Origin of the sequence: Actinoplanes nipponensis, from assembly GCF_016862275.1 — a bacterium.
Lineage (GTDB): Bacteria > Actinomycetota > Actinomycetes > Mycobacteriales > Micromonosporaceae > Actinoplanes > Actinoplanes nipponensis.
Map to the genome: position 1 here is coordinate 326,439 of NZ_BOMQ01000026.1, position 25,250 is coordinate 351,688.

The following is a 25,250-nucleotide window of genomic DNA, read 5'->3' on the forward strand; positions in this document are numbered from 1 at the left end:
AGCCCCCCGCCGTCCGCTCACCGCGGCAGGCGGCGCACCTTGATCGTGCTGTCCGTGCGGTGCGCCGGCGTGCCGTCCGGCCCGTTCTGGATCCGGTCGTGGGTCTCGCACCGCAGCACCTGCCACTGCCCGTCGGCCAGCCGCAGGCCGGAGACCACCTCGGCCGGCTCGGGGAAGCGCAGATCGCCGTGCGAGCGGTGCTGCTCGGCGTACGGGCCGAAGTCCTGGTGGCCCTCGATGAGCAGGATGCCGCCCGGGGCGACCGCCGCGGTGGCGGCCAGCAGGATCTGCTCCCGGGGCACGTCGCCGCGCGGGTAGAGGAACTGCGCGGAGACCAGGTCGTAGCGGCCGGCCGGGAACGAGGCGCCGAGATCGTGCTGCTGGAAATCGATGGTCACGCCGGCGTCGGCGGCGTGCGCGGCCGCCTTGGCCAGGGCCACGGCGGAGACGTCGACCGCGGTGACGGTCCAGCCCCGGGCGGCCAGCCAGATCGCGTCGCCGCCCTCGCCGCAGCCGAGGTCCAGCGCGGAGCCGGGGGTCAGGTCGGCGACCTCGTGCACGAGGGCGGTATTGGCGTTGCCACTCCAGACGGCGGCGCTGTCGGCGTAGCGGGTGTCCCAGTAGGTCGCGTCAGTCATGCGCTCAGCCTGCGCGTCCTCGCGGTCCGGCGGCAACGTTTGTTGCCGATCCGGCAACGGCGCCGGTCAGCCGGCCCGGCGGCGGGCGCGGCGGGCGGCGAGCTCGTCACCGGCAGCGGCCGGCTCGGCCGTGCCCGTGCCCGTGCCGACCGGCTGCGGCCCGGCGGCCGGCTCGGCCGGCAGGTGCGACAGCGAACCCTGGATCTCCTTGAAGGCGCCGCCGATGGCGATGCCGAAGACACCCTGGCCGCCCTGGAGCAGATCCACGACCTCCTCGGGCGAGCGGCACTCGTACACCGTCGTGCCGTCGGAGATCAGCGTGATGCCGGCCAGGTCGTCGACGCCGCGCGAGCGCAGCGTCTCGATCGCCTTGCGGATGTTCTGCAGGGAGACGCCCGCGTCGAGCAGGCGCTTGACCACCTTGAGCACGACCAGGTCGCGGAACGAGTAGAGCCGCTGCGTGCCGGAGCCCGAGGCGTCACGGATGCTCGGCACCACCAGCGTGGTCCGCGCCCAGTAGTCGAGCTGGCGGTAGCTGATGCCGACCGCCTGACAAGCCGTCACTCCGCGATACCCGGTATCGCCGTCCTCGCCGACAAGCGGACCCTCTTCAGAGTCTGACTCGTGCACGCGACTACCTCCCCGCTGCGCGGTGCCGCTTCACCTGGACTTCACGAGCGTATAACTCAGCGAGCCACGAAACAGGGAGGTAATGCCGCGACACGCCGCGTACGGACGACCGGACCTCCGGTGACCGTCGATGCGTTGCTCAGCCGGCGAAGTCCTCCGGGCGTACCTGGTCGAGGAACTCGCGGAACTTCTCGACCTCGTCCTCCTGCTCGTCCGGGATCACGATGCCCGCCTCGGTCAGCACCTGGTCGGCGCAGCGGATCGGCGCGCCCACCCGCAGGGCCAGGGCGATCGAGTCGCTGGGCCGCGCCGACACCCGCAGGTCGTCACCGATCAGCAGGTCCGCGTAGAACACGTTCTCCTTGAGTTCGGTGATCTCCACGGCCTTCAGCGGCGCCTCGAGGGCCGCGAGGATGTCCCGTAGCAGATCATGGGTCAACGGCCGGGCGGGCTTCACGCCCTGCTGCTCGTACGCGATGGCCGTCGCCTCCACCGCGCCGATCCAGATCGGCAGGTACCGATCGCCGTCGACCTCCCTGAGCAGGACGATCGGCTGGTTACTGGGCAGCTCCACCCGAACCCCGACCACGCTCAGCTCGCGCACCGCCCGCCTCCGTGTCGCTTCGTCGTCGCCGCCCCGTCAGGCCGCCGCCGCCGGTGAGGGCAACGCGACCATCAGGCTGTTTCCCGCCTATCCTGCACGGTACACGGACGCCCGGGACCGAGCGCCACACGATGCCCGTGTCAGTCCGATACCCCGGCCGGCGCCGGCCAATCGGCCCGCCGGGATCAGCGTCCCAGCGTGTCGCGCAGCCCCGCCCGCACCAGCGCCGCGTGCAGCCGCTGGGACAGCGCCTGCAGCTCGCGCGCCGTCTCGGCCGCCCGGGCCCGCGCCGCCGGGTCGTGCTGGCGCATCAACGGCGTCAGCAACTGGGCGAACAACCCCACCTCGCGGTCCGCGCCGGTCCGGAACGCGCGCAGGTGCCGCAGCTCCAGCCCGTGCCGGACCAGGCCCACCACCGCCTCGACGATCACCACCGCGTCGCCGTCGTACCAGCCCGGCGGCCGCGAGGCCACCAGGCCCATCTGTTCCAGCTCGGTGAGCATCTGCTCGGCGATGCCGGTGCGCTCGACCAGGTCGGCCCGCGACACCCGGGTGTCGGCGGCGTCCGCCGGCACCTCGGCCTCCGAGCCGACCGCCACCAGCGACGGCCGCCGGTGCTCCAGCGGGTCGGCGCCGCGCTCCTGCGCCTCGAGCTGCTCGCGGATGACGCGCAGCGGGAGGTACTGGTCCCGCTGCGCGGTCAGCACGAAGCGCAGCCGCGCCACGTCGTTCCACGAGTACTTCCGGTAACCGGAGGCGGTGCGCTGCGGGTCCACCAGCCCCTCCGCCTCCAGGAACCGGAGCTTGGAGATGGTGGTGTCGGGGAACTCGGTACGCAGCTGGGCCAGCACCTCCCCGATGCTCATCAGCGCAGCGTCACGACCCTGGGCGCGCGGGCCCTGGTCGTGCGCGGCCGCCCCGGACGGGTTCACGCCCCGCTTCCCTCGCCCTCCGGCCGGGGACCGGCGATGAAGACCAGCCGGAACTTGCCGATCTGGACCTCGTCCCCGTTGCTCAGGGTGGCCGACTCGACCCGCTCACGGTTCACGTACGTGCCGTTGAGCGAGCCCACGTCGCGCACCGTGAAGGTGCCGCCGTCGCGATGGAACTCGGCGTGCCGGCGCGAGACCGTCACGTCGTCCAGGAAGATGTCACTGTCGGGATGGCGGCCACTCGTGGTCACGTCATGGTCCAGCAGGAACCGCGCACCCGCGTTGGGGCCTCGGCGCACGACCAGCAGCGCCATCCCCGGGGGCAACGAACCGGACATCCGGCTCGGCACCACGTCGGTCTCGGGGCCCTCGAGCACCTCGTCGAGCGCACCGAGGTTCAGCGTGGACGTGACGTCGAGTGGGGGGAACTCGTCGTCTGGGCGCGTCATCGGACCACCTCACGGATCTGTTTCGCCTCGCCGCCCGACGACACGGGGTGAGCGAGCCGGACCCGGGTCCGGAGCGCAGCGCCCCCCGCCGCTGCCCGGAGGTCCGGACGGCACGACTATCGGTATCTAAGGAATGACAGGTTTCTTCATGTGCCCCGCGAGCCTAGTCAGCGCCGAAATGGCGGGCAACCAGACGCGCGGACGATCAGCTGTCGGTCAGTGCCTTGTACGCTTCCGCGTCCAGCAGGCCGTCGAGCGCCGCCGGGTCGTCCGGGGCGATCTCCACGAGCCAGCCGGCCGCGTACGGCTCGGCGTTGATCAGCTCGGGCTCGTCGGCCAGGCTGCCGTTGCGGGCCACCACGGTGCCGGCGACCGGGGCGTAGATCTCCGAGACGCTCTTGGTCGACTCGATCTCGCCGAGCTGGTCGCCGGCCTGCACAGCCGTGCCCTCGTCGGGCAGCTGCACGAAGACGATGTCGCCGAGCGCGTCCTGCGCGAAGTGGGTGATGCCCACCCGCACGGGCCCGGTGCCGTCACCGGACACCCACTCGTGCTCGGCCGTGTACCGCAGGTCCTCAGGAATCACGCGTTCCTCCGTTGACAAGCGCGTCCGCTCACGAGACCGGACGTGCGTACTGCAGGCTGGTGGGCTGGCGCACAGTGGTCACCTCGACCGCCGTGCGTTGCTCCATGGTCACGTTACCGCCGGCCTGGCTCACCGAAGCGACCACCCCACCGGGGATCTGCAGCGCCGTCTGCATGGTCGACGGCACACCGATGACCCACAGCGTCCAGGGACCGCTGAGCTTCTTGCCGTCGACGATCACGCGCCCGCCGTCGGCATCGACAAAATAGGACGACGCCACGATCCGCACGGCGACGCCGTTGTCGCCGATGATCTCCATCACCTCGCCGCCGGCGCCGCGCAGCTCCTGCACGGCGTTCAGGATGGCCGAGGCCTTGATCGGCTGGCCCTTCGGGTCGATGACGATCTTCAGGCCGGGCCCCCGCGCGGGCAGGGTGCCCGACAGCAGACCCAGCTCCTCGGCCCGCTTGCCGGCCTCGGCGAGCGCGGCCTGGCGCCCGGCGACCCCGGAGGTCAGCTGCCGCTGGCTCTCCTCGAGGGCGTTGATCTCCTGCTGCAGGCGCTGGTCGCGGGCCTCGAGGTCGCTAAGGATGCCGACCAGGTCCTCCTGGCGGGCGGTGGCCAGGCCGGCGTCCTGGTCGTTGCTCTGCAGCTGCACGACCATGGTGAAGCCGAGCAGGGCGAGCAACAACCAGATCAGCGCGCCCGCGGAGGACAGCCGCCGGCCGGCGGCCGGCTTCTGCGGTACGGCGGGAGCGCCCCCCGACACGGCGGCGGGTGAACCGGCCGCGGTCGGGCCGGCGTCCTCCTCCGGGGCGGGACCATCCCCGCCGACGTTCCCGCTGCGGGCGTTTCCGGCTCGGAGGTCGTCGCTCCCGGTGTCGTGGCCTCGGGCGTCGCCGCGTCCGGTGTCGTGGCTTCGGGCGGCGTCGCTCCCGGTGTCGTGGCCTCGGGCGTCGCCGCGTCCGGTGTCGTGGCCTCGGGCGTCGCCGCCTCCGGTGTCGTCGATTCCGGCGTGCTCGGCCGCCCGCTTCTCGTCGGCGGCTGCGGCGGCCCGGGTCACGCGGTCCTGCCACAGCTCGGGCGTGTCGCGCTCGCGCGCGCCGGCCGGCGCGCCCGTCCACCGGTCCCCGGACTCGGCCGCGGCGCCGAGCGGCTCGAACCGGTCCGCCCCCGCGCCCGGACCGGTCGCCGGCCGCGGCGTCCTGGTCGTGCCGGGGGCGAAGAACGGCGGCTGCAACCGCATGGTGGACCCGCCGCCGAGGGATCGATCCCGCACCGGCGGGTCCGGCGCGGCGTCCGCCCCGGACGGCGCCGGCGGCGCGGTCAGCGACGTCGTGGGCTCATCGTCCGCGAACGGTGCCGGCGGCGCGGTCAGCGACGTGGTGGGCTCGTCGTCCGCCGACCGCGACAGCGGGGCGGCCAGGGATGTCGTGGGCTCGTCGTCCGCCGACCGCGACAGCGGGGCGGTCAGGGATGTCGTGGGCTCGTCGTCCGCGAACGGCGCCGGCGGTCCGGTCAGCGACGTCGTGGGCTCGTCGTCGCGCCAGGCCGCCCCGGAGTCCGCGACCGCGTCGTCGTCGCGCCAGGCCCCCGACGGGACCACCGTCTCCTCGTCGGGATCGGGCCGTCCGCCGCCGGGATGGTCGCGCCGGCCCGCCGAGCGGGCCATCGCGTCATCGTCGGGCCGGGGCCGTCCGCTGCCGACGGGCCGGCCGTCAGGCCGGGACGACCCACCGTGCGCGTCGACCGCGTGCTCGGCCCGCGGCGGGAGAGCGGCCCGGTCCGGGCTCGCAGCCGTGTCGTCGTCCGGCGCGGCCGCCTCGCCGCGGCTGCCGCCGTCGTCGTGCGGGCGTGGCGGCCCGGCGACCACGGTGTCCCCGTCCGCCGAGGAAGGCACACCCACCTGCTCTGCGGGCCCGGCCGCCTCGGACGCCGACGCGTCACCAGTCGCGGCGGTGTCCGCGGACACTGCCGGGGTGTCCCGGTCCGCGGGCGGCGTCATCGCCGCCGGCAGCCGCACCGTCGGGCCGTCCGCCGACAGCGGCGCGTGGGGATCGAGCCGGGCCGCGGGCTCGGCGTGCGCGCCGGCGTCGGCCGCCGGGCGCCGGCCGGCCGCCGGCATGCCCGGGTCGCCGAGCGTCGCCGGGCGGTCCGGGGTCCGGGGTTCGGGCTGCTGGTCGTCGGTCATCGGCTCCCCTACGCCCGGAACAGGTGCCGGCGGATCGCGGCCACGTTGCCGAAGATCCGCACGCCGAGCACCACCACGACGCCGATGGAGAGCTGGTTGCCCACGCCGAGCTGGTCACCCAGGTAGACGATGATGCCCGCGACCAGCACGTTCGAGATGAACGACACCACGAACTGCTTGTCGTCGAAGATCCCGTCGAGCTTGGCCCGCACGCCGCCGAAGACCGCGTCCAGCGCGGCGACGACCGCGATGGGCAGGTACGGCAGCAGCGCCGGCGGCACCGTCGGATGGAACACGATGCCGAGCACGACGCCGGCGATCAGGGCGAGTACGGCGATCATCTGCCGCCTTTCGACGGTTTGCTGGACGGGGTCGGGGCACCGGACGGCGGCACGGACGGCACGGCCTGGCGCAGGTTCGGCTCGGCGGCGGCGTCGAGGGTGACGTTGCTGACCACGGTCACGTCGTACGTGATGCCGAACTTGTTGTTCAGGGCGCGGAAGAAGCGGCCCGCCGCGCCCTCGCGGAACGTGCCGGCGAGGTCCTTGGGCCCGATCGCCACCACCTGGTACGGCGTGGTCACCGGCCGCAGGTCGACCAGGATCGCCTCGCCGGCCTGCCGGATCGTCGAGGTGGCGGTGAGCCGCTGACCGTTGACCGCGACCGCCTCGGCGCCGGCCGCCCAGAGCGCGTTCGTCGCCACCTGCAGGTCGGTGTCGCGGACCCGGGCCTCGCTCTTGCGCTCGCCGGTCAGCGGGTCGACCGGCATCGGGCCGTCGCCGACGGTGACCCGGGCGCCGGAGCCGCGTACCGGGGCCAGGCCCGTCTCGGCCTCCAGGCCGCGCAGCCGGGCCACGCCGGCCCCGCCGAGCTGCTTGGCCCGCAGGTCGGCGACCTCGGCCCGGAGCCGGTCGGCGCGGGCCTGCAGCTCGGCGGTCTCGCCGCGGCGGCTCTGCACCTGGTCGACCAGGGTGGCCCGGGCCCGGCTGCGGGCCGGCTCGTCGGCCATCGTCTGCTGGTAGGCCACCACCAGCAGGAAGCCCAGCGCGATCACGGTCAGCGTGCTGATGCCGCGGACGATCCGCTTCGGCGCGCCGGTGCGGCCCTCGCCGCGGGCCTTGCGCGCGGCGGCGTCGGCGTAGCCCGGGTCGAGCGGGTTCTGGAACAGCTCGGTCAGGAAGTCCGGGGCGAACCGGCGCTGACCGTCGCCGCCGTCGGGCGAGGTCATCCGGCTACTGCTCCGGTCCGGGCGCGGTCGGCCCGGTCGGCGCGCAGCACGGCGCGGGTCTGGGCCAGGTAGAGCACGGCGGCCGCCCAGTACAGGCCGAGCGCCCACCAGGCCAGGCCCCAGCCGATCGGCGCGGCCACCGCGTGGACCGACGGGACCGCCTCGGCCAGCAGCAGCACCGGGAACGCGCCGAGCAGCACGAACGTGCCGGTCTTGCCGACATAGTGCACCGGCGGCGGCCCGTACCCGTGGCGGCGCAGCACCAGCAGGGCGACGGCCAGCACGGCCTCGCGCAGCAGCAGGGCCGTGGTCAGCCACCAGGGCACGACCTCGCGCAGGGTGAAGCCGACCAGGGTGGCCAGGATGTAGAGCCGGTCGGCGAAGGGGTCGAGCAGCTCGCCGAGGCGGCTGACCGAGTTCATCCGGCGGGCGACATAGCCGTCGACCCAGTCGGTGGTGCCGCCCACCGCCAGCACGATCACCGCGGCGACGTCCTGGTGGGGGCCGAGCAGCAGGTACAGGAAGAGCGGCACGCCGAGCAGCCGGACGAAGCTGATGACGTTGGGGATGGTCCAGATCCGGTCGGAGGCGGCGATCGGCGCGGCCGCTCCGGGCGTCGGCGAGCCGGGCGTCACCTGCGCAGGCTGCTGCGACATCGCGCCCCCTCTCCCCCTGCGGCCCCGGGACCCCACCCGCGGACGTCACGGCCCGTGCCCCGCGGTGATCGTCCGCGCCCGACCCCCCGGTCGGCCGCCGGACACGCCGGGGCCCGGTCACTCGCGAGCCACTATAGCCAGCCCCGTCGTTGTCCCGGTCCACCCCGGGCCGCCGCGCGCGGGACGTTACGCGGGACACATCGCCCAGGGCGTCCTAGGAAGGATGCGTCCCGCGTCGTCAGCGTTTGCCGCGGCGGCTGCGCACGTAGTCGTCGACCACGTAGCGGCCGAGCTCGGAGACGTCCGGGCTGAACACCCGTCCCCCGCTGCGCTGGGCCACCGCGTCGACGAACCGGCGCAGGCCCGGGTCCTCCCCCAGCATGAACACGTTGAGCGTCGCGCCGTACCGGGTGAGCAGGTCCACCTCGCGCACGGTGAGCTGGACCGTCTCGGGCCGGGTGGGCCAGGTGAAGGACGCCTGGCCGTCGTCCTCCAGGTGGGCGGTCGGCTCGCCGTCGGTCACCACCAGCACCACCGGCTCGGCGCCCGGGTGCCGGCGCAGGTGCCGCCCGGCCAGCTTGAGCGCGTGCTGCAGGTTGGTGCCCTGCACCATGTCCGGCTCGATCGCCGCCAGCTCGCCCTGCGACAGGCTCATCGCGTACCGCCCGAAGCCGATGATCTGCAGCGAGTCCTGCGGGAACTGCGTCGCCACCAGGTGCGACAGGGCCAGGGCGGTCTGCTTCATCGGACCCCAGCGGCCGTCGGCGAACATCGAGTACGACAGGTCGACGCACAGCGCCACCACCGCCGACGCCCGCCGCTCGGTCTCGGCGACCTCGAAGTCCTCCGGCTCCAGGCGCACCGGCAGGGTGCCCACGCCCGCCCCGGCGCGGCGGCGGACCGCGTTGCCGATCGTGCGCACCACGTCCAGCGGCTGCTCGTCGCCGAACTGCCAGCGGCGCGACGAGCCGATCAGGTCGCCGGCCGCCCCCGCGTCGCGCAGGTCGTGCTGGCCCCGCTTCTTGCCGGACAGGTCGGAGAAGACCTGCGCCAGCGCGGTGCGGCCGAGCCGGCGCAGCGCCTTGGGCGACAGGGTGAGGCCGTCCTCGTCGCGGGTGACCCAGCCCTGGCGGCGCAGCTCGCGTTCGAGCTCGCGCAGCCGGCGCACGTCGTCGGCGGCGCCCCGGCCGAGCTGGCGCTCGACCGCCTCGACGTCGACGTCGTCCAGGGTCGCCCCGGGGTGCTCCTGGCCGAGCTGCTCCAGCAGGTCGTCGAGCTCGCCCAGCTCGCCGAGCGCCGCGGTGGCGTCGCCGTAGCCGAGGTCCTCGTTGCCGCGCATCCGCTCGCCGCGGTTCCAGTTGAGCTCCGGGCGCAGCGCCCGCAGGTTGTCGGTCAGCTCGGCCAGCTGCCCGCGCAGCGGCCCGTCGCCGAGGGCCTGGTCCATGAGCTGGGCCAGCTCCTCGCGCTGCTGCGGGCTCAGCGAGCGCATCAGCCGCTCGGCCGCCGCGGCCCGCCGGGCCAGGGAGTCGACCAGCTCGTCGATGCTCTGCGGATGCTCCGGGAAGAACTCGCCGTGCTTGTCCATGAACTGCTGGAACGCGTCGTCGGTGTCCTCGCCGCGGGCGTGCTTGCCGAGCAGGTCGTTGAGGTCGCCGACCATCTCGGCGACCCGGGCGTCGGTGGCCGGGTCGCGGCCCTGCAGGGCGTCCCTCATCCCGGCGAAGCGCTGCTCGACCACCTCGCGCCGCAGACCGTCGAGGATCTGCTGGTACGTCGCCCGGGCCTCGTCGCTGGCCCAGTCGTAGTCGGCCAGCTCCCGCACCGCCTGGGCGGTGGAGCGCGGCAGGTTGTCGAGCACCGCCTCCTGGAAGCGGGCGTCGTCGCCCTCGCGCCCGCGCAGCTCGTCGCGTTCGGCCGCGACCGCCTGGTCCAGCAGCTGCTGGGCCCGGGTGACGGCGCCGTCGAGGTTGCCCCGGCGCAACGCCTCGCGGCGCATCCGCCGGGCCCGGGCCTCCAGGTCGTCGAGGCCGCGGCCGTCGCGGGGGCCGCGGCGCAGCAGGTCGCGCAGGGCATCGCGGAGGCTGTCGCCGCCGAGCACCCGCTCGCCGACCTCGTCCACGGCCGCCCGCACGTCGTAGGGCGGCGCGAGCGGGTCGGGCCCGTCGCGCCACGCGCCGTACCGGAACCGGTTACCGGCCATGGCCCGACCCGGTTCCGGTCTCGGCCCCGGTCTCAGGGAAGAGGCACATGTCAGCTCCCGTACAGGGTGCGGCCGTCGTCGGTCAGCTCCTTGGCCAGCCGGCGGGTGAGGTGCAGCCCCTCCAGGACGAACTCGACGCCGGAGGCCGCCTGCCCGGGGCTGGGCGCGTCGCCCAGCCCGAGCCGGTCGAGCACCTTGGCCAGGCCGGGCACCGTGCCGATCTGGGCCAGCAGCTCCTCGGCCGAGACCAGGTCACCGGTCTCGATGATGGCGCCCTCGGCGACCAGGGCGGTGAAGCCGGACAGGTCGAGTCCGGCCAGCCGGGCCCGGAACGTCTCGGCCGTGGCCAGGCGCAGCAGGTGGGCGAGGATCTCGGTCTCGCGCCCCTCCTCGCCGCTCTCGAACTCGACCTTGCCCCGCAGGGTGCTGGTCACCGAGACGGTGTCGCAGATCCGGGCGACGGCCTCGCGCTCGTTCCTGAGCCCGGACCGGCGCAGCGCGGACGCGGCGACGGTCTCGGCCGCGGCGATGGCGAAGCGGGCCGAGATGCCCGAGCGGGAGTCGACGGCCGGCGACTCGCGGACCGCGCGGGTGTAGCGGGCCAGCACCTCGACCAGGTGGTCCGGCACGTGCGCGGCCAGCGCCGCCTCCTGCCGGATCAGCGAGGTCTCCAGCTCGATGTCGAGCGGGTAGTGGGTGCGGATCTCGGCGCCGAAGCGGTCCTTGAGCGGGGTGATGATCCGGCCCCGGTTGGTGTAGTCCTCCGGGTTGGCCGAGGCCACCAGCAGCAGGTCGAGCGGCAGCCGCAGCTGGTAGCCGCGGACCTGGATGTCGCGTTCCTCGAGCACGTTGAGCAGCGACACCTGGATGCGCTCGGCCAGGTCGGGCAGCTCGTTGACGGCGAAGATGCCGCGGTTGGTGCGCGGGACCAGCCCGAAGTGGATGGTGTCCGGGTCGCCCAGGGCGCGGCCCTCGGCCACCTTGATCGGGTCGACGTCGCCGATCAGGTCGCCGACGCTGGTGTCCGGGGTGGCCAGCTTCTCGCCGTACCGCTCGGAGCGGTGCAGCCAGGAGATCGGCAGCAGGTCGCCGGTCTCGCCGGCCAGCCGCCGGGTGGCCGGGGTGAGCGGCTGGTACGGATGTTCGCGCAGCTCGGAGCCGGTGATGTACGGGGTCCACTCGTCGAGCAGGTCGACCAGGCCGCGGATCAGCCGGGTCTTGCCCTGGCCCCGCTCGCCGAGCAGCACCATGTCGTGGCCGGCCAGCAGCGCCCGCTCGACCTCGGGCAGCACGGTGTCGTCGAAGCCGACGATGCCCGGGAAGCGCGGGGCGCCGCGGCGCAGCCGGTCGAGCAGGTTGTCGCGCAGCTCCTCCTTCACGGTGCGGAACTCGTGGCCGGAGGCGCGGAGCTCGCCCAGCGTGCGGGGAAGATCGGTCGGAGGTGTGGGGACGAGCTGTGTGGAAGCTTCAGTCACTTCGGAAACGCTACCCCGCACCTGTGACAAGTGACCAAGACCGCCGAATTGGCCCTGGCCGGGCCCCCTCCGGCGGGGGACGCTGAGGGACGTGAGCGACATCGAGATCCTGCGGTACGCGGCGTTCAGCGACGATCCGGCCGGCGGCAACCCGGCGGGCGTGGTCCTGGACGCGAGCAGCCTGTCCGACGCCGAGATGCAGGCGATCGCGGCCGAGGTGGGCTACTCCGAGACCGCTTTCCTGACCGGGGACCGCGGCGCCGGCGTCCACCGGGTGCGCTACTTCAGCCCGCTGGCCGAGGTGCCGTTCTGCGGGCACGCCACCGTCGGGGCCGCCGTGGCCCTGGCCGACCGGCACGGGCCGGGCCCGCTGGTCTTCGTCACCACCGTCGGCGAGGTGCCGGTCCGCGTGGACGACCGGCGCCGGGCCACCCTGACCAGCGTCGGCGCCCGGGTGGCGGAGCTGGACCCGGCCGGCCTGAGCGCGCTGCTGGCCGCGCTGCGCTGGGACGCCGCGGAGCTGGATCCGGCCCTGCCGCCCCGGGTCGCCTACGCCGGGGCGTACCACCCGGTCGTCGCGGCCGCGACCCGGCAGCGGCTGGCCGACCTGGACTACGACGTGCCGGCGCTGAAGGCGCTGATGGAGGCCCGGGGCTGGACCACCGTGCAGCTCGTGTGGCGCGCGGCCGCGGACAGCTTCGAGGTGCGCAATCCGTTCCCGGTCGGCGGCGTGTACGAGGACCCGGCCACCGGCGCCGCCGCGGCCGCCCTCGGCGGCTACCTGCGGGCCGAGGGTCTGGTGGCCGACGACGCGGTGGTGCACGTGACGCAGGGCGGGGCCCGGATCACCGTCACGCTGACCCCCGGCCAGGACGGCGTGCGGGTCAGCGGCACGGCGGTGCCGATCCCCCGGTAGGGCGGCCGATAGAGTCGGGTCCCGATGAGCGCCACGATGATCGTCAAGGACCTCGCCGCCGGGCACGGCGACCGCACCCTGTTCAGCTCCCTCGACCTGGTGGTCGCCCCCGCGGACGTGATCGGCCTGGTCGGGGTCAACGGGGCGGGCAAGACGACGCTGCTGCGTACCCTGGCCGGGCTGCTGCCGGTCGAGGCCGGCACGGTGACGCTGAGCCCGCCCACCGCGAACGTCGGCTATCTCCCGCAGGAGCGCGAGCGGCGCGCCGGGGAGACCGTCCGGGACTTCCTGGCCCGCCGCACCGGGGTCGGGCCGGCGCAGGCCGCGATGGACGCGGCCGCCGAGGCCCTGGCCACCGGCCGGCCCGGCGCCGACGAGACGTACGCCGCCGCGCTGGAACGCTGGCTCGACCTGGGCGGCGCCGACCTGGACGAGCGGGCCGGGGCCGTGGCGGCCGAACTGGGCCTCGGCGTCGCGCTCGGGCACCCGATGACCGCCCTGTCCGGCGGGCAGGCGGCCCGGGCCGGGATGGCCTCGCTGCTGCTCAGCCGCTACGACATCTTCCTGCTCGACGAGCCGACCAACGACCTCGACCTGGCCGGGCTGGCCCGGCTGGAGGAGTTCGTCACCTCGCTGCGCGCGGGCACGCTGCTGGTCAGCCACGACCGTGAGTTCCTCACCCGCACCGTCACCGCGGTGCTGGAGCTCGACCTGGCCCAGCAGCAGGTCCGCCGCTACGGCGGCGGGTACGGCGCCTACCTGGAGGAGCGCGACCGGGCCCGGCGGCACGCCCGGGAGGACTACGAGGAGTTCGCCGACAAGAAGGGCGCGCTGCAGGAACGGGCGCAGATGCAGCGCGGCTGGATGGAGCACGGCGTGCGCAACGCGCGCCGCAAGGCCAAGGACAACGACAAGATCGGCCGCAACGTGCGCGCGGAGTCCACCGAGAAGCAGGCCGCCAAGGCCCGGCAGACGCAGCGGATGATCGAGCGCCTGGAGGTCGTGGAGGAGCCGCGCAAGGAGTGGGAGCTGCGCATGGAGATCGCCGCCGCGCCGCGCGCCGGCGCGGTCGTGGCGACCCTGCGCGACGCGGTGGTGCGCCGCGGCGACTTCACCCTGGGCCCGGTGACGCTGCAGATCGACTGGGCGGACCGGGTGGCGATCACCGGCGCCAACGGGGCGGGCAAGTCGACGCTGCTCGCGGCGCTGCTCGGCCGGCTGCCGCTGGCGGCCGGCGCGGCCCAGCTGGGCCCGGGCGTCGTGGTCGGCGAGGTGGACCAGGCCCGCGGGCTGTTCCTCGGCGACGAGCCGCTGATGGCCGCGTTCGGCGCGGCCGTGCCCGAGCTGCCGGACGCCGAGGTGCGCACGCTGCTGGCGAAGTTCGGGCTGCGCGCCGCGCACGTGCTGCGCCCGGCCGGCACCCTGTCGCCGGGCGAGCGGACCCGCGCGGCGCTGGCGCTGCTGCAGGCCCGGGGCGTGAACCTGCTGGTGCTGGACGAGCCGACCAACCACCTGGACCTGGCCGCGATCGAGCAGCTGGAGTCGGCGCTGGCCGGCTACCCCGGCACGCTGCTGCTGGTCACCCACGACCGGCGGATGCTCGAGGCGGTGCACACCACCCGGCAGCTCGAGGTCGCCGCGGGCCGGGTCACCGGCTGACGCCGCGCGGCGCGCTGACCGCCCCCTCGTTGCCGGAGCGGTCCAGCCCGCTCAGGCAGTACTGGGCGGCGGCCGGCGGGGGCGCCGGGTCCTGCACCTTCGCGCCGGCCCGGCCGGTGGCGACCAGCTTGGCGGCGGCCCCCTCGACCCGGTAGAGCGCCCAGCTGGCCGGCTCCGCGCCCGCGCCCGCCTGCCACTCCAGCTGCACCGGACCGGCCGGGGTACGGCGGGCGCCCACGAGCCGCGGCGCGGCGGGCGGCGCGGCCGGCAGCTGCGCCATCGGCGGCAGCAGGGCCGGGGCGGCGTAGTGGTGGTCGCGGTAGCGGGTGACCGAGCCGAGCCGGTCCTCGCGGATCTGCTTGGCGCTGAAGTGCACGCTGCCGAGCACGCCGTACTTGTCGTTGAGGCTCAGCTGGCGGTCGATCTGGTCGGGCTGGCGCCACGGGCCCTTCTCACCCACCCGGTAGTCGCCCTGGCCGATGTAGAGCTGCACCCGGGTGCCCCGGACCAGCCCGGACCACCAGGGCAGGGCCTTGGTGTAGTCGGCCTTGTCGAAGCCGATGGCCCAGTACAGCTGGGGCACGACGTAGTCCAGCCAGCCCTCGCGCACCCACTTGCGGGTGTCGGCGTAGATGGCGTCGTAGCTCTGCAGGCCGTGGGTGTCCGAGCCGGCCGGGTCGGTGTCGCGGTTGCGCCAGATGCCGAACGGGCTGATGCCGAACTTGACCCACGGCTTGAGCTGCTTGATCCGCCGGCTCATCTCGCTGACCAGGGTGTCGACGTTGGCCCGCCGCCAGTCCGCCCGGCTCTGCGACTTGTCGGCGCGGCGGGCGAAGCTGGCGTCGTCCTTGAAGTCGTTGCCGCCGCCCTCCGGGTACGGGTAGAAGAAGTCGTCGAAGTGCACCCCGTCCACGTCGTACTTCTCGACGGCCTCGAGCATCGCGTCCTCGACGAACGCGCGGGCGGCGGGGATGCCCGGGTCGAAGTAAAGCCGGGCGTTCTTGCCGTCCGGGTAGGCGATGGCCCAGTCGCGGTGCTTGCGCAACGGGTGGTTCGGCGCCAGCTCGGCGAAGTCGGCGCCGGGCCCGGCCGGGGCCGGCTGGCTCCCCCGGTACGGGTTGAACCAGGCGTGGAACTCCAGGTTGCGCGCGTGCGCCTCGGCCACCATGAACGCCATCGGGTCCCAGCCGGGCGACCGGCCGTCCCGCCGGCCGGTCAGCCACTCCGACCACGGCGCGTACGCCGACTCCCAGAACGCGTCGCCGCTGGGCCGCACGTGCACGAAGATCGCGTTGTGCCGCATCGACACCGCCAGGTCCAGCCAGGCGCGGTACTCGGTCTGCACCTGCTCGCGGCTCAGCCCGGGCTTGCTGGGCCAGTCGATGTTCATCACCGTGGTGAGCCACATGCCGCGCAGCTCCCAGGTGGCGCTGACCGGCACCCCGGCGCACCGGCCGGGCGTGCCGGCGGCCGGCCCGGCCCGCTCCGGCCCGCGCGCCGCCGGCGAGCCCGCGCCCGGCGGCTCGTAGCTGGCCGCCCGGAGCAGTCCGATGCCGAGGACCGACACCGCCAGCAGCACGGCGGAGACGATCAGGACGAGCCGCACGGGGGGACGGGGCATCGACCCAGTGTGCCTGGTCCTAGGCTCGGCCCATGAATGTGGTCGTGGTGGGGGCGGGAATCGCGGGGCTGGCCTGCGCCGGGGAGCTGGCCGCCGGGGGCGCCGCCGTCCGGGTGCACGAACGCGGCCGGGTCGTCGGCGGGCGGCTGGCCAGCAAACGCCTCGGCGGCCGGTACGCCGACATCGGCGCGGCGTACTTCGTGGCCGACGACCCGGATTTCGCCGCCCTGGCCGAGCGGTGGCGGGCGCGGGGGCTGGCCCGGCCGTGGACGGACACGCTGGCCGTGTTCCCGGGTGAGCCGACGACCGGGCCGATGCGCTGGGCGGCGCCGGGCGGGCTGCGGTCGCTGGCCACGGAGCTGGCCGGCGGGCTGGACATCGCGCTGGAGAGCGAGCTGCGGGCGGTCCCGGACGACGCGGACGCCGTCGTGCTGGCCATGCCGGGGCCGCAGGCGCTGCGGCTGGACCCGCCCGCCGCGGTCGCCGACGCGGCCCGGGCCCAGGCCTGGGAGCCGGTGCTCGCGGCCGTCTGCACGTACGACCGGCGGTCCTGGCCGCCGCTGCACGGCGCGTTCGTGAACGACCACCCGGTGCTGGCCACGATCTTCGACGACGGCGACCGGCGCGGCGACGCCGCGCCGGTGCTGGTCGCGCACTCCACCGCCGCCTTCGCCCGGCCCCGGCTGGCCGACCCGGGCGCCGCGGCCGGCGAGCTGGCCGCGGCGGTCAACGAGGTGCTGGGGCTGACCGGCCGGCCCGAGGTGCACGTGCACCGCTGGACCTACGCCCACCCGGGCGCCGGCAGCGCGTCCTTCGCCACCGACGGCCGGGTCTGGCTGGCCGGCGACGCCTTCGGCAAGCCGCGGGTGCAGACGGCCTGGCTCTCCGGGCGGGCGGTGGCCCGCGCGATCCTGGCTCAGAGCACCGAGCGGTAGACCTCGAGGGTGTCCACGGCGATCCGGGACCAGCTGAAGTGCTCGACCGCCCGGCGGCGCCCGGCCAGCCCCATCCGGGTCGCGCGGTCCGGGTCCTCGATCAGCTCGGTCATCGCGGCGGCGAGGTCGGCGATGAAGCGCGGCGGGTCGACCGGGGTGCCGGTGCCGTCGCTGACCTGCTCGATCGGCACCAGCAGGCCGGTCTCGCCGTCGGCCACGACCTCCGGGATGCCGCCGGTGGCGGTGGCGACCACGGCCGTCTCGCAGGCCATCGCCTCCAGGTTGACGATGCCCATCGGCTCGTAGACCGACGGGCAGACGAACACCGTCGCGTGCGTGAGCACCTGCACGACCTCGTGCTTGGGCAGCATCTCCTGCACCCAGATCACCCCGGCCGCGTCCCGGGCGGCGCGCAGCTCGTCGGCCAGGGCCTCGACCTCGGCGGCGATCTCCTTGGTGTCGGGCGCCCCGGCGAGCAGCACGATCTGGGTCTGCGGCGGCAGGTCGTGGCAGGCCCGCATCAGGTACGGCAGGCCCTTCTGCCGGGTGATCCGCCCGACGAAGACGACGCTGGGCCGGTTCAGGTCGATGCCCAGGCGCTCGATGACGTCGGTGCCGCGGTTCGGGGCGTACTGCTCGGTGTCGATGCCGTTGTAGACCACCCGGATCTTGTCGGGGTCGACGCCCGGGTAGGCGGTCAGCACGTCGCGCTTCATGCCGCCGGAGACGGCGATGATCGCGTCGGCGCCCTCGATCGCGGTCCGCTCGCAGAACGAGGAGAGCGCGTAGCCGCCGCCGAGTTGCTCGGCCTTCCACGGGCGCAGCGGCTCCAGGCTGTGCGTGGTGACCACGTGCGGGACGCCGTACAGCAGCTTGGCGGTGTGACCGGCGAAGTTGGCGTACCAGGTGTGGCTGTGCACGATGTCCGTGCCGGCGCAGCCGGCCGCCATCGCCAGGTCGACGCCCATGGTGCGCAGGGCCGCGTTCGCCCCGGCCAGCTCGGCGGGCTCCGGGTACGCGGTCACGCCGGGCTCGTCGCGCTCGGCCCCGAAGCAGTGCACCCGCACGTCGGTCAGCGGGCGCAGGTCCCGGGCGAGGTATTCGACGTGGACGCCGGCGCCGCCGTACACCTCCGGCGGGTACTCCCGGGTGAGCAGGTCGACGCGCAGATCACTGCCGCTGGATGTCGCACGTGAGTCGGTCACGTCCCGCAGAATAGTCGCATCGCGGCCGGTCCACCCGGGTCGTCACAGCGGGGTGGCGTAGACGACCACGTTGTGGTCGTAGGCGCCGTCGCGGAACGCGCCCCCGCACGTCACCAGGGCCAGCAGCGGGCCGGTGTCGCGGCGGAACAGGGCGGCCGGCAGCCGGCTCTTGGCGTAGCTGCGCCGGGCCGTGACCCGGTAGGCGACGTCCCGGTCGCCGGCCCGGACCACGATCCGGGCGCCGACGGGCAGGGTCTCCAGGCGGTAGAGGGCACCCGCGCCGTCCTCGGCGGTGTCGACGTGTCCGGCGATGAGCACCGTGCCGCGCCGGTCGCCGGGCAGCGCCGAGCCGATCCACCAGCCCAGCCGGTCCGGGTCGCCCGGCACGTCCAGCGCGCCCGCGCGGGTGGTGCCGACCGGGTCGACCGGGGCCGCGACCCGCAGGCGGTCGATCGCGACCCGCGCCGGCGTCCAGCGGGCCGGCGCCGCCGGGGCCGGGTCCGAGGGCGCCGCGGTCCGCGGCGCCACCACGACCGGCAGGGGCGGCAGGGACCCGACGTCGGCCGGGGCGGCGGGCGGGCGCAGCAGCAGGACCACGCCGGCGGCCAGCGCGCCGAGGCCGGCCACCAGGGTGGTCCAGCCCGCGGCGCGCCGGCCGGGCTGGCTCATCGCGACGCGACCGCGGTACGGCGACGCAGCAGGACCAGGGCCGCCCCGAGCAGCAGCAGGCCCAGGGCGCCGAAGCCCAGCGCCGACGGCACGCTCGACCGGGCGGCCTGCCCGCCGGTGCCCGTGTCGATCCGGGCGGGCACGCCGAGCTCGCGCGCGGCGTCGTCGAGCAGGTCGTGGTGCGCGGCGACCACCGGAGCGGCGTCCTGCGCCACCTTCTTGGCCTGGGCGTCGCCGCCCTGGGCGAGCTCCTTCTCCCCCAGCTGCATGGCCTTCATGTGCGCGTCCATCTGGGTGGGGACCCAGAGCTTGTCGAAGGCGGCGCCGGACGCCGCCTGGTAGCGCCGGGCCAGCGCCCGCTGCTCGGCGTTCGGCGCGTCCGGCAGGTCCACCCCGAGCGTCCCGGCGGTGTCCCGCAGCGCGGTGTCCAGCTTGGTGTGGTCGGCCACCCAGCGGGCGCCGAGCTCCTTGACCCGGTCACTGCCGGCCTGTTGCTGGGCCAGCCGGCCGGTGGCGATCTCGGCCAGGTTGGACTGGTGGGCGGCCCGCAGGAACGCGGTGTCCTGATCGGACGGCGCCGCCGTCGCGGCGGTCGCCGGCAGGAGCAGCACGGTGGCCACGCCGGCCACGGCCGCGGCTCGTCGGAGAAGCATGATGGTCGATCCCTTCGTCGATGTGCCGGGCGACTACCCGGCCCATCGACGGCCATGCGCGGAACGACGCAGAAATCGACGCAACTTGTCCGGTGCGCCGGCCGGCGAAGGGGACGGGCGGGCCGGGACCGGGACGCGCGGGCGCAAATCCGGCGCCGAACCGCGGAAACGCCGCCCGATGGGCGCGACTCGCGGAGAATAGCCGCTTCGACTGGCGCTGAGGCACCGGGAAAGTTAGCGTCACGGGCATGGCTGTCAAGGTGCTCGCGATCGTTCTGGCCGGTGGCGAAGGCAAGCGCCTCATGCCCCTCACCGCGGACCGGGCCAAGCCCGGCGTCCCCTTCGGCGGCATCTACCGCATGATCGACTTCGTGCTGTCGAACCTGGCCAACGGCGGGTTCCTCAAGATCGTGGTGCTGACCCAGTACAAGTCGCACTCGCTCGACCGGCACATCACCAAGACCTGGCGGATGTCGACCCTGCTGGGCAACTACGTCACCCCCGTGCCGGCGCAGCAGCGGCTGGGCCCGCGCTGGTTCGCCGGCTCGGCCGACGCGATCTACCAGAGCCTCAACCTGATCAACGACGAGAACCCCGACTACGTCATCGTCTTCGGCGCGGACCACATCTACCGCATGGACCCCAAGCAGATGGTCGACGACCACATCGCCTCGGGCGCCGCGGTCACCGTGGCCGGCATCCGCCAGCCCAAGTCGATGTCGGACCAGTTCGGCGTCATCGACGTGGGCGAGGACGGCCGGAAGATCCGCGCCTTCCGGGAGAAGCCGGTGGACGTCGACGGCCTGCCCGACGCCCCGGACGAGATCTACGCGTCGATGGGCAACTACGTCTTCACCACCCGGGCGCTGTGCGAGGCGGTCACCGCCGACGCGCAGGACCCCGACAGCAAGCACGACATGGGCGGCAACATCATCCCGATGCTGGTGGAGAAGGGCGAGGCCAACGTCTACGACTTCCGCGACAACGACGTGCCGGGCAGCACCGAGCGCGACCGCGGCTACTGGCGCGACGTGGGCACGCTCGACTCGTTCTACGACGCCCACATGGACCTGATCGCGACGCTGCCGGTCTTCAACCTCTACAACATGGACTGGCCGATCTTCACCAACTACGGCTCGTGGCCGCCGGCCAAGTTCGTGCACGGCTACGACGACCGGCAGGGCCGCGCGGTCGACTCGATGATCTCGCCCGGCGTGGTGGTCTCCGGCTCGCTGGTCGAACGCTCGGTGGTCTCCCCCAACGTCCGGGTCAACTCGTGGGCCCACGTGGAGGGCTCGGTGCTGATGGAGGGCGTCCAGGTGGGCCGGCGCGCGGTGATCCGCAACGCGATCATCGACAAGAACGTGCTGATCCCCGAGGACGCCAAGATCGGCGTCGACCTGGACCGCGACCGCAAGCGCTACACGGTCTCCGACAGCGGCATCGTGGTCATCGGCAAGGGCCAGCGGATCGAGCCGTAGCCGCCGCCGGAGAAAAACAGCGGCGCGATGTCGAGAAGCCGGGCCCGGCTCCGTCCCCGGTGCTGAGACGGCCACCAGGGCCGTACCGCAGCGAGGAGACAACCATGGCCAAGTACCTCTTGCTCAAGCACTACCGCGGCGGCCCGGCGGCGCTCAACGACGTCCCGATGGACCAGTGGACGCCCGGGGAGGTCTCGGACCACATCCAGTTCATGCGCGACTGGGCCGCCCGGCTCGAGGGCACCGGTGAGTTCGTCGACGGCCAGGCCCTCTCGCCGGAGGGCACGTTCGTGCGCTACGACGGCGAGGGGCGCCCGCCGGTCACCGACGGGCCGTTCGCGGAGACCAAGGACCTGATCGCCGGCTGGATGATCATCGACGTGGAGAGCTACGAACGGGCGCTGGAGGTGGCCGGCGAGCTGTCCGCGGCCCCGGGCGCGGGGGGCAAGCCGATCCACGAGTGGCTCGAGCTGCGCCCGTTCCTGGCCGAGCCGCCGACCATCACGGAGTGACGCGCGGTGGACGAGGCCCTGCTGCGCGCCCTCACCCCCACCGTGATCGCGATCCTCGGCCGCCGCGGAGCCGACTTCGCGGCGGCCGAGGACGCCGTCCAGGACGCCCTGCTCGAGGCGGTCCGGGTGTGGCCGGACGACCCGCCGCGGGACCCCCGGGGCTGGCTCGTCACGGCCGCCTGGCGCAAGTTCCTCGACGCCGTCCGCGCCGACACCTCGCGCCGGCACCGCGAGGTCCGGGTCGACAGCGAGCCCGCGCCCGGACCGGCCGGGGCGGTGGACGACACGCTGCAGCTGTACTTCCTGTGCGCGCACCCGTCCCTGACCCCGGCCTCGGCCGTCGCGCTCACCCTGCGCGCGGTCGGCGGCCTGACCACCCGGCAGATCGCGCAGGCGTACCTGGTGCCGGAGGCGACCATGGCCCAGCGCATCAGCCGGGCCAAGCGGACCGTCTCGGAGGTCCGGTTCGACCGGCCCGGTGACGTCGCCACCGTCCTGCGCGTGCTCTACCTGGTCTTCAACGAGGGCTATTCCGGCGACGTCGACCTGGCCGCCGAGGCGATCCGGCTCACCCGCCGGCTGGCCGCCGCGATCCCCCACGAGGAGGTCGCGGGCCTGCTCGCGCTCATGCTGCTGCACCACGCCCGGCGCCCGGCCCGCACCGGGGCGGACGGCGGGCTGGTGCCGCTGGCCGAGCAGGACCGCGGCCGGTGGGACACCCGCCTGATCGCCGAGGGGGTCGACGTGCTCCAGGCCGCCCTGGCCCGCGACCGGCTGGGCGAGTTCCAGGCCCAGGCGGCCGTCGCCGCCCTGCACGCCGACGCCCGCACGGCCGCGGAGACCGACTGGGTTCAGATCGTGGAGTGGTACGACGAGCTGGTGCGCCTCACCGGCAGCCCGGTGGCGCGCCTCAACCGGGCCGTCGCGGTCGGCGAGGCGGACGGGCCGCGCGCCGGCCTGGCCGCCCTGGCCGCGCTCGATCCGAACCTGCCCCGCTACACCGCCGTCGCGGCGTACCTGCACGAGCGCGACGGGGACCCGGTCACCGCGGCCCGGCTCTACGCCGAGGCGGCGCGGTCGGCGCCCAACCTCGCCGAGCGCGACCATCTCACCCGCCGGGCCGCCCGGCTCAACCTGGACATCCGGCGGCGCGGCGCGGTCAGACCCGGTCCCGCAGGGTCTGGGACGGGGTGACGCCGTAGCGGTCGCGGTACGCGCCCGCGAACCGGCCCAGGTGGGTGAAGCCCCACCGGGTCGCCACCTCGCTGACGCTGAGCTGGTCCGGGCCCGCCCGGCTCAGCTCGGCGTGCACGCCCTCCAGCCGCAGCCGGCGCAGGTAGGTCAGGGGCGGCACCCCGACGTGCTGGCGGAACGACTCCTGCAGCACGCGGATGCCCACGCCCGCGATGCCGGCCAGCTCGGCCGCGGTGAAGGACCGGCCCGGTTCCGCGTGCATCGCGTCCAGGGTGCGCTTGACCGTCCGGGGGCGCCGGGTCGTGGGCCGGCCCGCCGGGTTCTGCGAGAACGGGTGCTCGACCGCCTGGGCCAGCCCGCTGACGGCCAGCTCCCGCCACTGGCGCAGCAGGTGCGGCAGCACCCTCAGGCCGTCCGGCTGGCGGGTCTCGCCGAGCAGCAGCCGGATCAGCGCCAGCCAGCTGCGGCCGGGCCCGCCGGCGAGGCCGAACGTCGCCCCCAGCGGCACCGGCGAGCCGACCTCGCGGTCCAGCGCCGCGTCGAGCTCGCGTTCCAGGGCCAGCCGGTCCACCTTGACGCTGATCAGCCGGCAGTCGGCCGACCAGCGCAGCGCGATGTCGCCCAGCGGGCGGAACACCGCCGCCTGGCTCGGGTCGGCCGTGGTCGCCGCGCCACGGTGCAGCACCTGCACGGCGCCGGTCAGCGGGGCCAGCACGTGGTACGCCGTCTCCAGGTCGCCGGTCGCCAGGCGCATCTCCACGCCGTAACTGATCTCGCCGATGGTGAGCGGACCGATCTGCGCCACCTCGCCGGTGAACGCGATGTCGTCGGCGCCGCCGGTCGGCTTGACCTCCAGCGGACCGTAGAACATGCGGCGGCAGAACGAGCCGGCCTCGTCCAGGTCGGTGGTCCGGAGGCTGGCGCACACTGCCACGTCGCCGTCCGGCTCCCCGGTCCGAGGCTCCGGACGGGCCGCCCCTGCCGTGTCCATCCGCTCACCCTAGACCGACAGAGGCGTTACCGCCCGTCACGCCATGGCGGCTACCGGCCACTCGTACTCGGTGACCGCGCCGCCGCGCACGTCGACCTCGGCCAACGGCGTCACCGGGTCCCGCCACACCACGTAGCGGCCCTCGGCGAGGTCGTCGATGACGACGCTGAACAGCACGCCGTCGCGCACGTAGCGGGCGCGGACCGCGGCGTGGGTCCGCGCGGTGGTGTCGCCGACCGGGCTCACCTCGATCTCGTGGCCGTGCAGGCCGCCCGGGGTGTAGATGACCAGGGCCCCGATGCCGGCGCCGATGTTGAGCACCACGGTGCCCTGCCCGGACGGGTCGAGCGTGTGGTGGTGGTGTCCGCCCGCGCTCACTTGTCCGCCGGCCCGGGGTTGTTGAAGCCGTCGAACGGCACCCCGAGGTACGGGAACTTCTTGAGCAGCTTGGCGCTGGCGTCCTTGGCCGACAGTCCCTGCTCGACCAGCGCGGCCGCCGCGTCCGGCTTGAACTTCTCGTCGACCAGCGGCACGGTCACGCCGGCGATGGCCCGCAGCGAGATCGACACGACGTCGTCCGCGACCCGGCGCCCGTTCGGGAACCCGGCCAGGTCGCCGCCGAGCAGGCCGAACGCGTTGGGGTCCTCCTTGGTGGGCGGGATGGCGGTGTTGAGCCGCAGCATGTCGGCCTGCACGTCGCCGGTGTTGTTCTGGAAGTCGTCGATCAGGCCGTCCGGGATGCCGGTGAGCAGGATCGCCACCAGGTCGGCGCGGGCGGTCTTGGCCTTGTTGAGCTCGGCCAGGTTGTCGAACAGGCCGGGGTAGAGCACCGGCAGCAGCGCGCCCAGCTCCGGCTGCTCGACGAACTCGGCGAAGCGCTTGTCCTCGCTCGGCGGCAGGCTGTTCCACAGGTCCTTCTGCGCCATCGGCACGATGACCTCGTTGAACAGCGGGTTGCCGAGCCGCGACACCTGGACCTGCGGGCCCACGTACACGTCGTCGTTGTCCTTCTTTCCGTGCCGGACCTGCACCTGGCGGCGGCTCGCCGAGGTCCAGACGCCGATGACGGCGCCCGGGTCGCGGCCGCGGACCTTCTTCTTGCCGTCCTTGCGGACGTAGTGCAGCGGCAGCTGGAGGGCGATGCTGTGCACGTTCATCTTGTCGGTGGCGTTGACCGCCTTGCCGGCGTAGTTGAACAGCTTCTGCCCGACCAGGTGCTTGTCCTGGAACGGCCGCAGCGTGCCGAGGTCGAAGATGGCGCCCAGGTCGACGAAGAACGGGTCGGCGCGCTGCCCGGCGAAGACCTTCTCGCCGGTCTTCAGCTTGTGCACCGCGTCCTCGGCCAGCTTGTCGTAGTCGGGGATGGACAGCGGGCCGACGTTGCACGGCGGGCAGGGCAGCTTCTCGGCCAGCACCGTGTGCTTGCCGTGCGAGTCCACCTTGGTGACCGAGTAGAACTGCCGGCGGTTCCAGTTCTCGCTGTCCAGCGACTCGATCGGGCCGGTGTTGTAGAGGAACGTCCGGTCGTTGCGCAGCTCGGTGCGGAACCGGAACTGGTACGTCAGGTCCGGCCGGCCGTCGCCGTTGGAGTCGACGTGGATCTCGTAGAGCACGTCGTCGCCGAACTCGAAGAAGTTCGGGCCGCTGGCGGGCAGCTGCAGCGGCACGTAATTGGCGATGAGCGTCACGGTGTCCGGGTGGTCCGGGCTGACGAACGCGTACAGGTCGGCGCTGTCGGCCACCGGGTCCTTGCTGATTTCCGGCGCTTCGCGGTGCGATGACATGAGGCTTCTTCCTTACTCAGGAATCGGGGGGCTGGGTGAGG

The 25,250-nt window shown here is 74.2% G+C and carries 25 protein-coding genes; 6 read left to right on the forward strand and 19 right to left on the reverse strand.

All coding sequences use genetic code 11. From position 1 onward, the window contains the following. Nucleotides 1-17: 17 nt before the first annotated feature. The 12 genes from Ani05nite_RS11460 to Ani05nite_RS11515 form a co-directional block, all read right to left on the reverse strand. Nucleotides 18-638 (reverse strand): class I SAM-dependent methyltransferase, encoded by a 621-nt coding sequence (locus Ani05nite_RS11460; RefSeq protein ID WP_203767634.1) that lies wholly within the window; start codon nt 636-638, stop codon nt 18-20. 66 nt (nt 639-704) lie between these two features. After that, nucleotides 705-1,268 (reverse strand): MerR family transcriptional regulator, encoded by a 564-nt coding sequence (locus Ani05nite_RS11465; protein WP_203767636.1) that lies wholly within the window; start codon nt 1,266-1,268, stop codon nt 705-707. A 139-nt stretch (nt 1,269-1,407) separates the two neighbouring features. Continuing rightward, nucleotides 1,408-1,872 (reverse strand): bifunctional nuclease family protein, encoded by a 465-nt coding sequence (locus Ani05nite_RS11470; protein ID WP_125804926.1) that lies wholly within the window; start codon nt 1,870-1,872, stop codon nt 1,408-1,410. Between the two features lie 185 nt (nt 1,873-2,057). Beyond that, complete coding sequence (gene ftsR, locus Ani05nite_RS11475) at nt 2,058-2,738, reverse strand: transcriptional regulator FtsR (protein ID WP_203767638.1); 681 nt, start codon at nt 2,736-2,738, stop codon at nt 2,058-2,060. Between the two features lie 62 nt (nt 2,739-2,800). Next, the gene (odhI, locus tag Ani05nite_RS11480) at nt 2,801-3,253 is read right to left on the reverse strand and encodes an oxoglutarate dehydrogenase inhibitor Odhl (RefSeq protein ID WP_023362861.1); all 453 of its coding nucleotides are present in this window, start codon (nt 3,251-3,253) and stop codon (nt 2,801-2,803) included. A 205-nt stretch (nt 3,254-3,458) separates the two neighbouring features. After that, on the reverse strand, nt 3,459-3,839 hold the full coding sequence (gcvH, locus tag Ani05nite_RS11485) for a glycine cleavage system protein GcvH (protein ID WP_203767641.1): 381 nt from the start codon (nt 3,837-3,839) through the stop codon (nt 3,459-3,461). A gap of 28 nt (nt 3,840-3,867) precedes the next feature. After that, entirely contained in the window at nt 3,868-6,030 is a 2,163-nt protein-coding gene (locus Ani05nite_RS41820) for a DUF881 domain-containing protein (protein WP_275410531.1), read from the reverse strand. An 8-nt stretch (nt 6,031-6,038) separates the two neighbouring features. Beyond that, nucleotides 6,039-6,371: a small basic family protein gene (locus tag Ani05nite_RS11495; protein ID WP_203767643.1), complete on the reverse strand. Its 333-nt coding sequence runs from the start codon at nt 6,369-6,371 to the stop codon at nt 6,039-6,041. Continuing rightward, on the reverse strand, nt 6,368-7,258 hold the full coding sequence (locus Ani05nite_RS11500) for a DUF881 domain-containing protein (protein WP_203767645.1): 891 nt from the start codon (nt 7,256-7,258) through the stop codon (nt 6,368-6,370). Before Ani05nite_RS11500 ends, Ani05nite_RS11495 begins: the two co-directional genes overlap by 4 nt. Then, the gene (gene clsA, locus Ani05nite_RS11505; RefSeq protein WP_203767647.1) at nt 7,255-7,914 is read right to left on the reverse strand and encodes a cardiolipin synthase ClsA; all 660 of its coding nucleotides are present in this window, start codon (nt 7,912-7,914) and stop codon (nt 7,255-7,257) included. The genes Ani05nite_RS11500 and clsA overlap by 4 nt, the downstream gene beginning before the upstream one ends. A 238-nt stretch (nt 7,915-8,152) precedes the next feature. Next, on the reverse strand, nt 8,153-10,114 hold the full coding sequence (locus tag Ani05nite_RS11510; RefSeq protein WP_203767649.1) for a vWA domain-containing protein: 1,962 nt from the start codon (nt 10,112-10,114) through the stop codon (nt 8,153-8,155). Nucleotides 10,115-10,164: 50 nt separating this feature from the next. Next, nucleotides 10,165-11,589: a sigma 54-interacting transcriptional regulator gene (locus Ani05nite_RS11515; protein WP_203767651.1), complete on the reverse strand. Its 1,425-nt coding sequence runs from the start codon at nt 11,587-11,589 to the stop codon at nt 10,165-10,167. Between the two features lie 100 nt (nt 11,590-11,689). Between Ani05nite_RS11515 and Ani05nite_RS11520 the strand changes: the two genes are divergently transcribed. Continuing rightward, nucleotides 11,690-12,505: a PhzF family phenazine biosynthesis protein gene (locus Ani05nite_RS11520; protein WP_203767843.1), complete on the forward strand. Its 816-nt coding sequence runs from the start codon at nt 11,690-11,692 to the stop codon at nt 12,503-12,505. A gap of 24 nt (nt 12,506-12,529) precedes the next feature. Beyond that, a complete protein-coding gene (locus Ani05nite_RS11525) occupies nt 12,530-14,164 on the forward strand; it encodes an ABC-F family ATP-binding cassette domain-containing protein (protein ID WP_203767653.1) in 1,635 nt (544 codons plus the stop codon). Here Ani05nite_RS11525 and Ani05nite_RS11530 read toward each other — a convergent pair. After that, entirely contained in the window at nt 14,154-15,785 is a 1,632-nt protein-coding gene (locus Ani05nite_RS11530; RefSeq protein ID WP_203767656.1) for a glycoside hydrolase family 10-like protein, read from the reverse strand. The genes Ani05nite_RS11525 and Ani05nite_RS11530 overlap by 11 nt on opposite strands. Nucleotides 15,786-15,817: 32 nt before the next feature. Between Ani05nite_RS11530 and Ani05nite_RS11535 the strand changes: the two genes are divergently transcribed. Further along, on the forward strand, nt 15,818-16,720 hold the full coding sequence (locus tag Ani05nite_RS11535) for an NAD(P)/FAD-dependent oxidoreductase (RefSeq protein ID WP_203767659.1): 903 nt from the start codon (nt 15,818-15,820) through the stop codon (nt 16,718-16,720). Here the strand turns inward: Ani05nite_RS11535 and glgA are convergent. The 3 genes from glgA to Ani05nite_RS11550 are packed head-to-tail and all read right to left on the reverse strand — an operon-like array spanning nt 16,702 to nt 19,247. Further along, complete coding sequence (glgA, locus tag Ani05nite_RS11540; RefSeq protein WP_239129679.1) at nt 16,702-17,925, reverse strand: glycogen synthase; 1,224 nt, start codon at nt 17,923-17,925, stop codon at nt 16,702-16,704. The genes Ani05nite_RS11535 and glgA overlap by 19 nt on opposite strands. Before the next feature lie 42 nt (nt 17,926-17,967). After that, complete coding sequence (locus Ani05nite_RS11545; protein WP_203767662.1) at nt 17,968-18,594, reverse strand: class F sortase; 627 nt, start codon at nt 18,592-18,594, stop codon at nt 17,968-17,970. Next, nucleotides 18,591-19,247, reverse strand: a complete 657-nt coding sequence (locus tag Ani05nite_RS11550; protein ID WP_203767665.1) for a DUF4142 domain-containing protein — start codon at nt 19,245-19,247, stop codon at nt 18,591-18,593. Before Ani05nite_RS11550 ends, Ani05nite_RS11545 begins: the two co-directional genes overlap by 4 nt. A 248-nt stretch (nt 19,248-19,495) precedes the next feature. On the opposite strand from Ani05nite_RS11550, the gene glgC reads away from it, so the two are divergent. The 3 genes from glgC (at nt 19,496) to Ani05nite_RS11565 (ending at nt 22,434) form a co-directional block, all read left to right on the forward strand. Continuing rightward, nucleotides 19,496-20,728 carry a glucose-1-phosphate adenylyltransferase gene (glgC, locus tag Ani05nite_RS11555; protein WP_203767668.1) on the forward strand — a complete coding sequence of 411 codons (1,233 nt, stop codon included), beginning with the start codon at nt 19,496-19,498 and terminating at the stop codon, nt 20,726-20,728. 104 nt (nt 20,729-20,832) lie between these two features. Then, nucleotides 20,833-21,240: a YciI family protein gene (locus Ani05nite_RS11560; RefSeq protein ID WP_203767671.1), complete on the forward strand. Its 408-nt coding sequence runs from the start codon at nt 20,833-20,835 to the stop codon at nt 21,238-21,240. Nucleotides 21,241-21,246: 6 nt separating this feature from the next. After that, a complete protein-coding gene (locus Ani05nite_RS11565) occupies nt 21,247-22,434 on the forward strand; it encodes an RNA polymerase sigma factor (protein WP_203767673.1) in 1,188 nt (395 codons plus the stop codon). On the opposite strand, the gene Ani05nite_RS11570 is transcribed toward Ani05nite_RS11565, so the two are convergent. Genes Ani05nite_RS11570 through Ani05nite_RS11580 form a run of 3 tightly spaced genes read right to left on the reverse strand, consistent with a single transcriptional unit; the run spans nt 22,400 to nt 25,209 of the window. Further along, a complete protein-coding gene (locus Ani05nite_RS11570; protein WP_203767675.1) occupies nt 22,400-23,425 on the reverse strand; it encodes an AraC family transcriptional regulator in 1,026 nt (341 codons plus the stop codon). The two genes, Ani05nite_RS11565 and Ani05nite_RS11570, sit on opposite strands and share 35 nt — an antisense overlap. 36 nt (nt 23,426-23,461) lie before the next feature. Continuing rightward, a complete protein-coding gene (locus Ani05nite_RS11575; protein ID WP_203767677.1) occupies nt 23,462-23,803 on the reverse strand; it encodes a phospholipase in 342 nt (113 codons plus the stop codon). Next, entirely contained in the window at nt 23,800-25,209 is a 1,410-nt protein-coding gene (locus tag Ani05nite_RS11580) for a DUF4331 domain-containing protein (protein WP_203767679.1), read from the reverse strand. Before Ani05nite_RS11580 ends, Ani05nite_RS11575 begins: the two co-directional genes overlap by 4 nt. Nucleotides 25,210-25,250 lie beyond the last annotated feature (41 nt).

Excerpts from the sequence above, each read along its gene's own strand:
- Ani05nite_RS11460 (WP_203767634.1), bottom strand. The coding sequence starts at position 638 with ATGACTGACGCGACCTACTGGGACACCCGCTACGCCGACAGCGCCGCC.
- ftsR (WP_203767638.1), bottom strand. The coding sequence starts at position 2,738 with ATGAGCATCGGGGAGGTGCTGGCCCAGCTGCGTACCGAGTTCCCCGAC.
- odhI (WP_023362861.1), bottom strand. The coding sequence starts at position 3,253 with ATGACGCGCCCAGACGACGAGTTCCCCCCACTCGACGTCACGTCCACG.
- Ani05nite_RS41820 (WP_275410531.1), bottom strand. The coding sequence starts at position 6,030 with ATGACCGACGACCAGCAGCCCGAACCCCGGACCCCGGACCGCCCGGCG.
- Ani05nite_RS11495 (WP_203767643.1), bottom strand. The coding sequence starts at position 6,371 with ATGATCGCCGTACTCGCCCTGATCGCCGGCGTCGTGCTCGGCATCGTG.
- Ani05nite_RS11500 (WP_203767645.1), bottom strand. The coding sequence starts at position 7,258 with ATGACCTCGCCCGACGGCGGCGACGGTCAGCGCCGGTTCGCCCCGGAC.
- clsA (WP_203767647.1), bottom strand. The coding sequence starts at position 7,914 with ATGTCGCAGCAGCCTGCGCAGGTGACGCCCGGCTCGCCGACGCCCGGA.
- Ani05nite_RS11510 (WP_203767649.1), bottom strand. The coding sequence starts at position 10,114 with ATGGCCGGTAACCGGTTCCGGTACGGCGCGTGGCGCGACGGGCCCGAC.
- Ani05nite_RS11525 (WP_203767653.1), top strand. The coding sequence starts at position 12,530 with ATGAGCGCCACGATGATCGTCAAGGACCTCGCCGCCGGGCACGGCGAC.
- Ani05nite_RS11530 (WP_203767656.1), bottom strand. The coding sequence starts at position 15,785 with ATGCCCCGTCCCCCCGTGCGGCTCGTCCTGATCGTCTCCGCCGTGCTG.
- Ani05nite_RS11535 (WP_203767659.1), top strand. The coding sequence starts at position 15,818 with ATGAATGTGGTCGTGGTGGGGGCGGGAATCGCGGGGCTGGCCTGCGCC.
- Ani05nite_RS11545 (WP_203767662.1), bottom strand. The coding sequence starts at position 18,594 with ATGAGCCAGCCCGGCCGGCGCGCCGCGGGCTGGACCACCCTGGTGGCC.
- Ani05nite_RS11550 (WP_203767665.1), bottom strand. The coding sequence starts at position 19,247 with ATGCTTCTCCGACGAGCCGCGGCCGTGGCCGGCGTGGCCACCGTGCTG.
- glgC (WP_203767668.1), top strand. The coding sequence starts at position 19,496 with ATGGCTGTCAAGGTGCTCGCGATCGTTCTGGCCGGTGGCGAAGGCAAG.
- Ani05nite_RS11560 (WP_203767671.1), top strand. The coding sequence starts at position 20,833 with ATGGCCAAGTACCTCTTGCTCAAGCACTACCGCGGCGGCCCGGCGGCG.
- Ani05nite_RS11570 (WP_203767675.1), bottom strand. The coding sequence starts at position 23,425 with ATGGACACGGCAGGGGCGGCCCGTCCGGAGCCTCGGACCGGGGAGCCG.
- Ani05nite_RS11580 (WP_203767679.1), bottom strand. The coding sequence starts at position 25,209 with ATGTCATCGCACCGCGAAGCGCCGGAAATCAGCAAGGACCCGGTGGCC.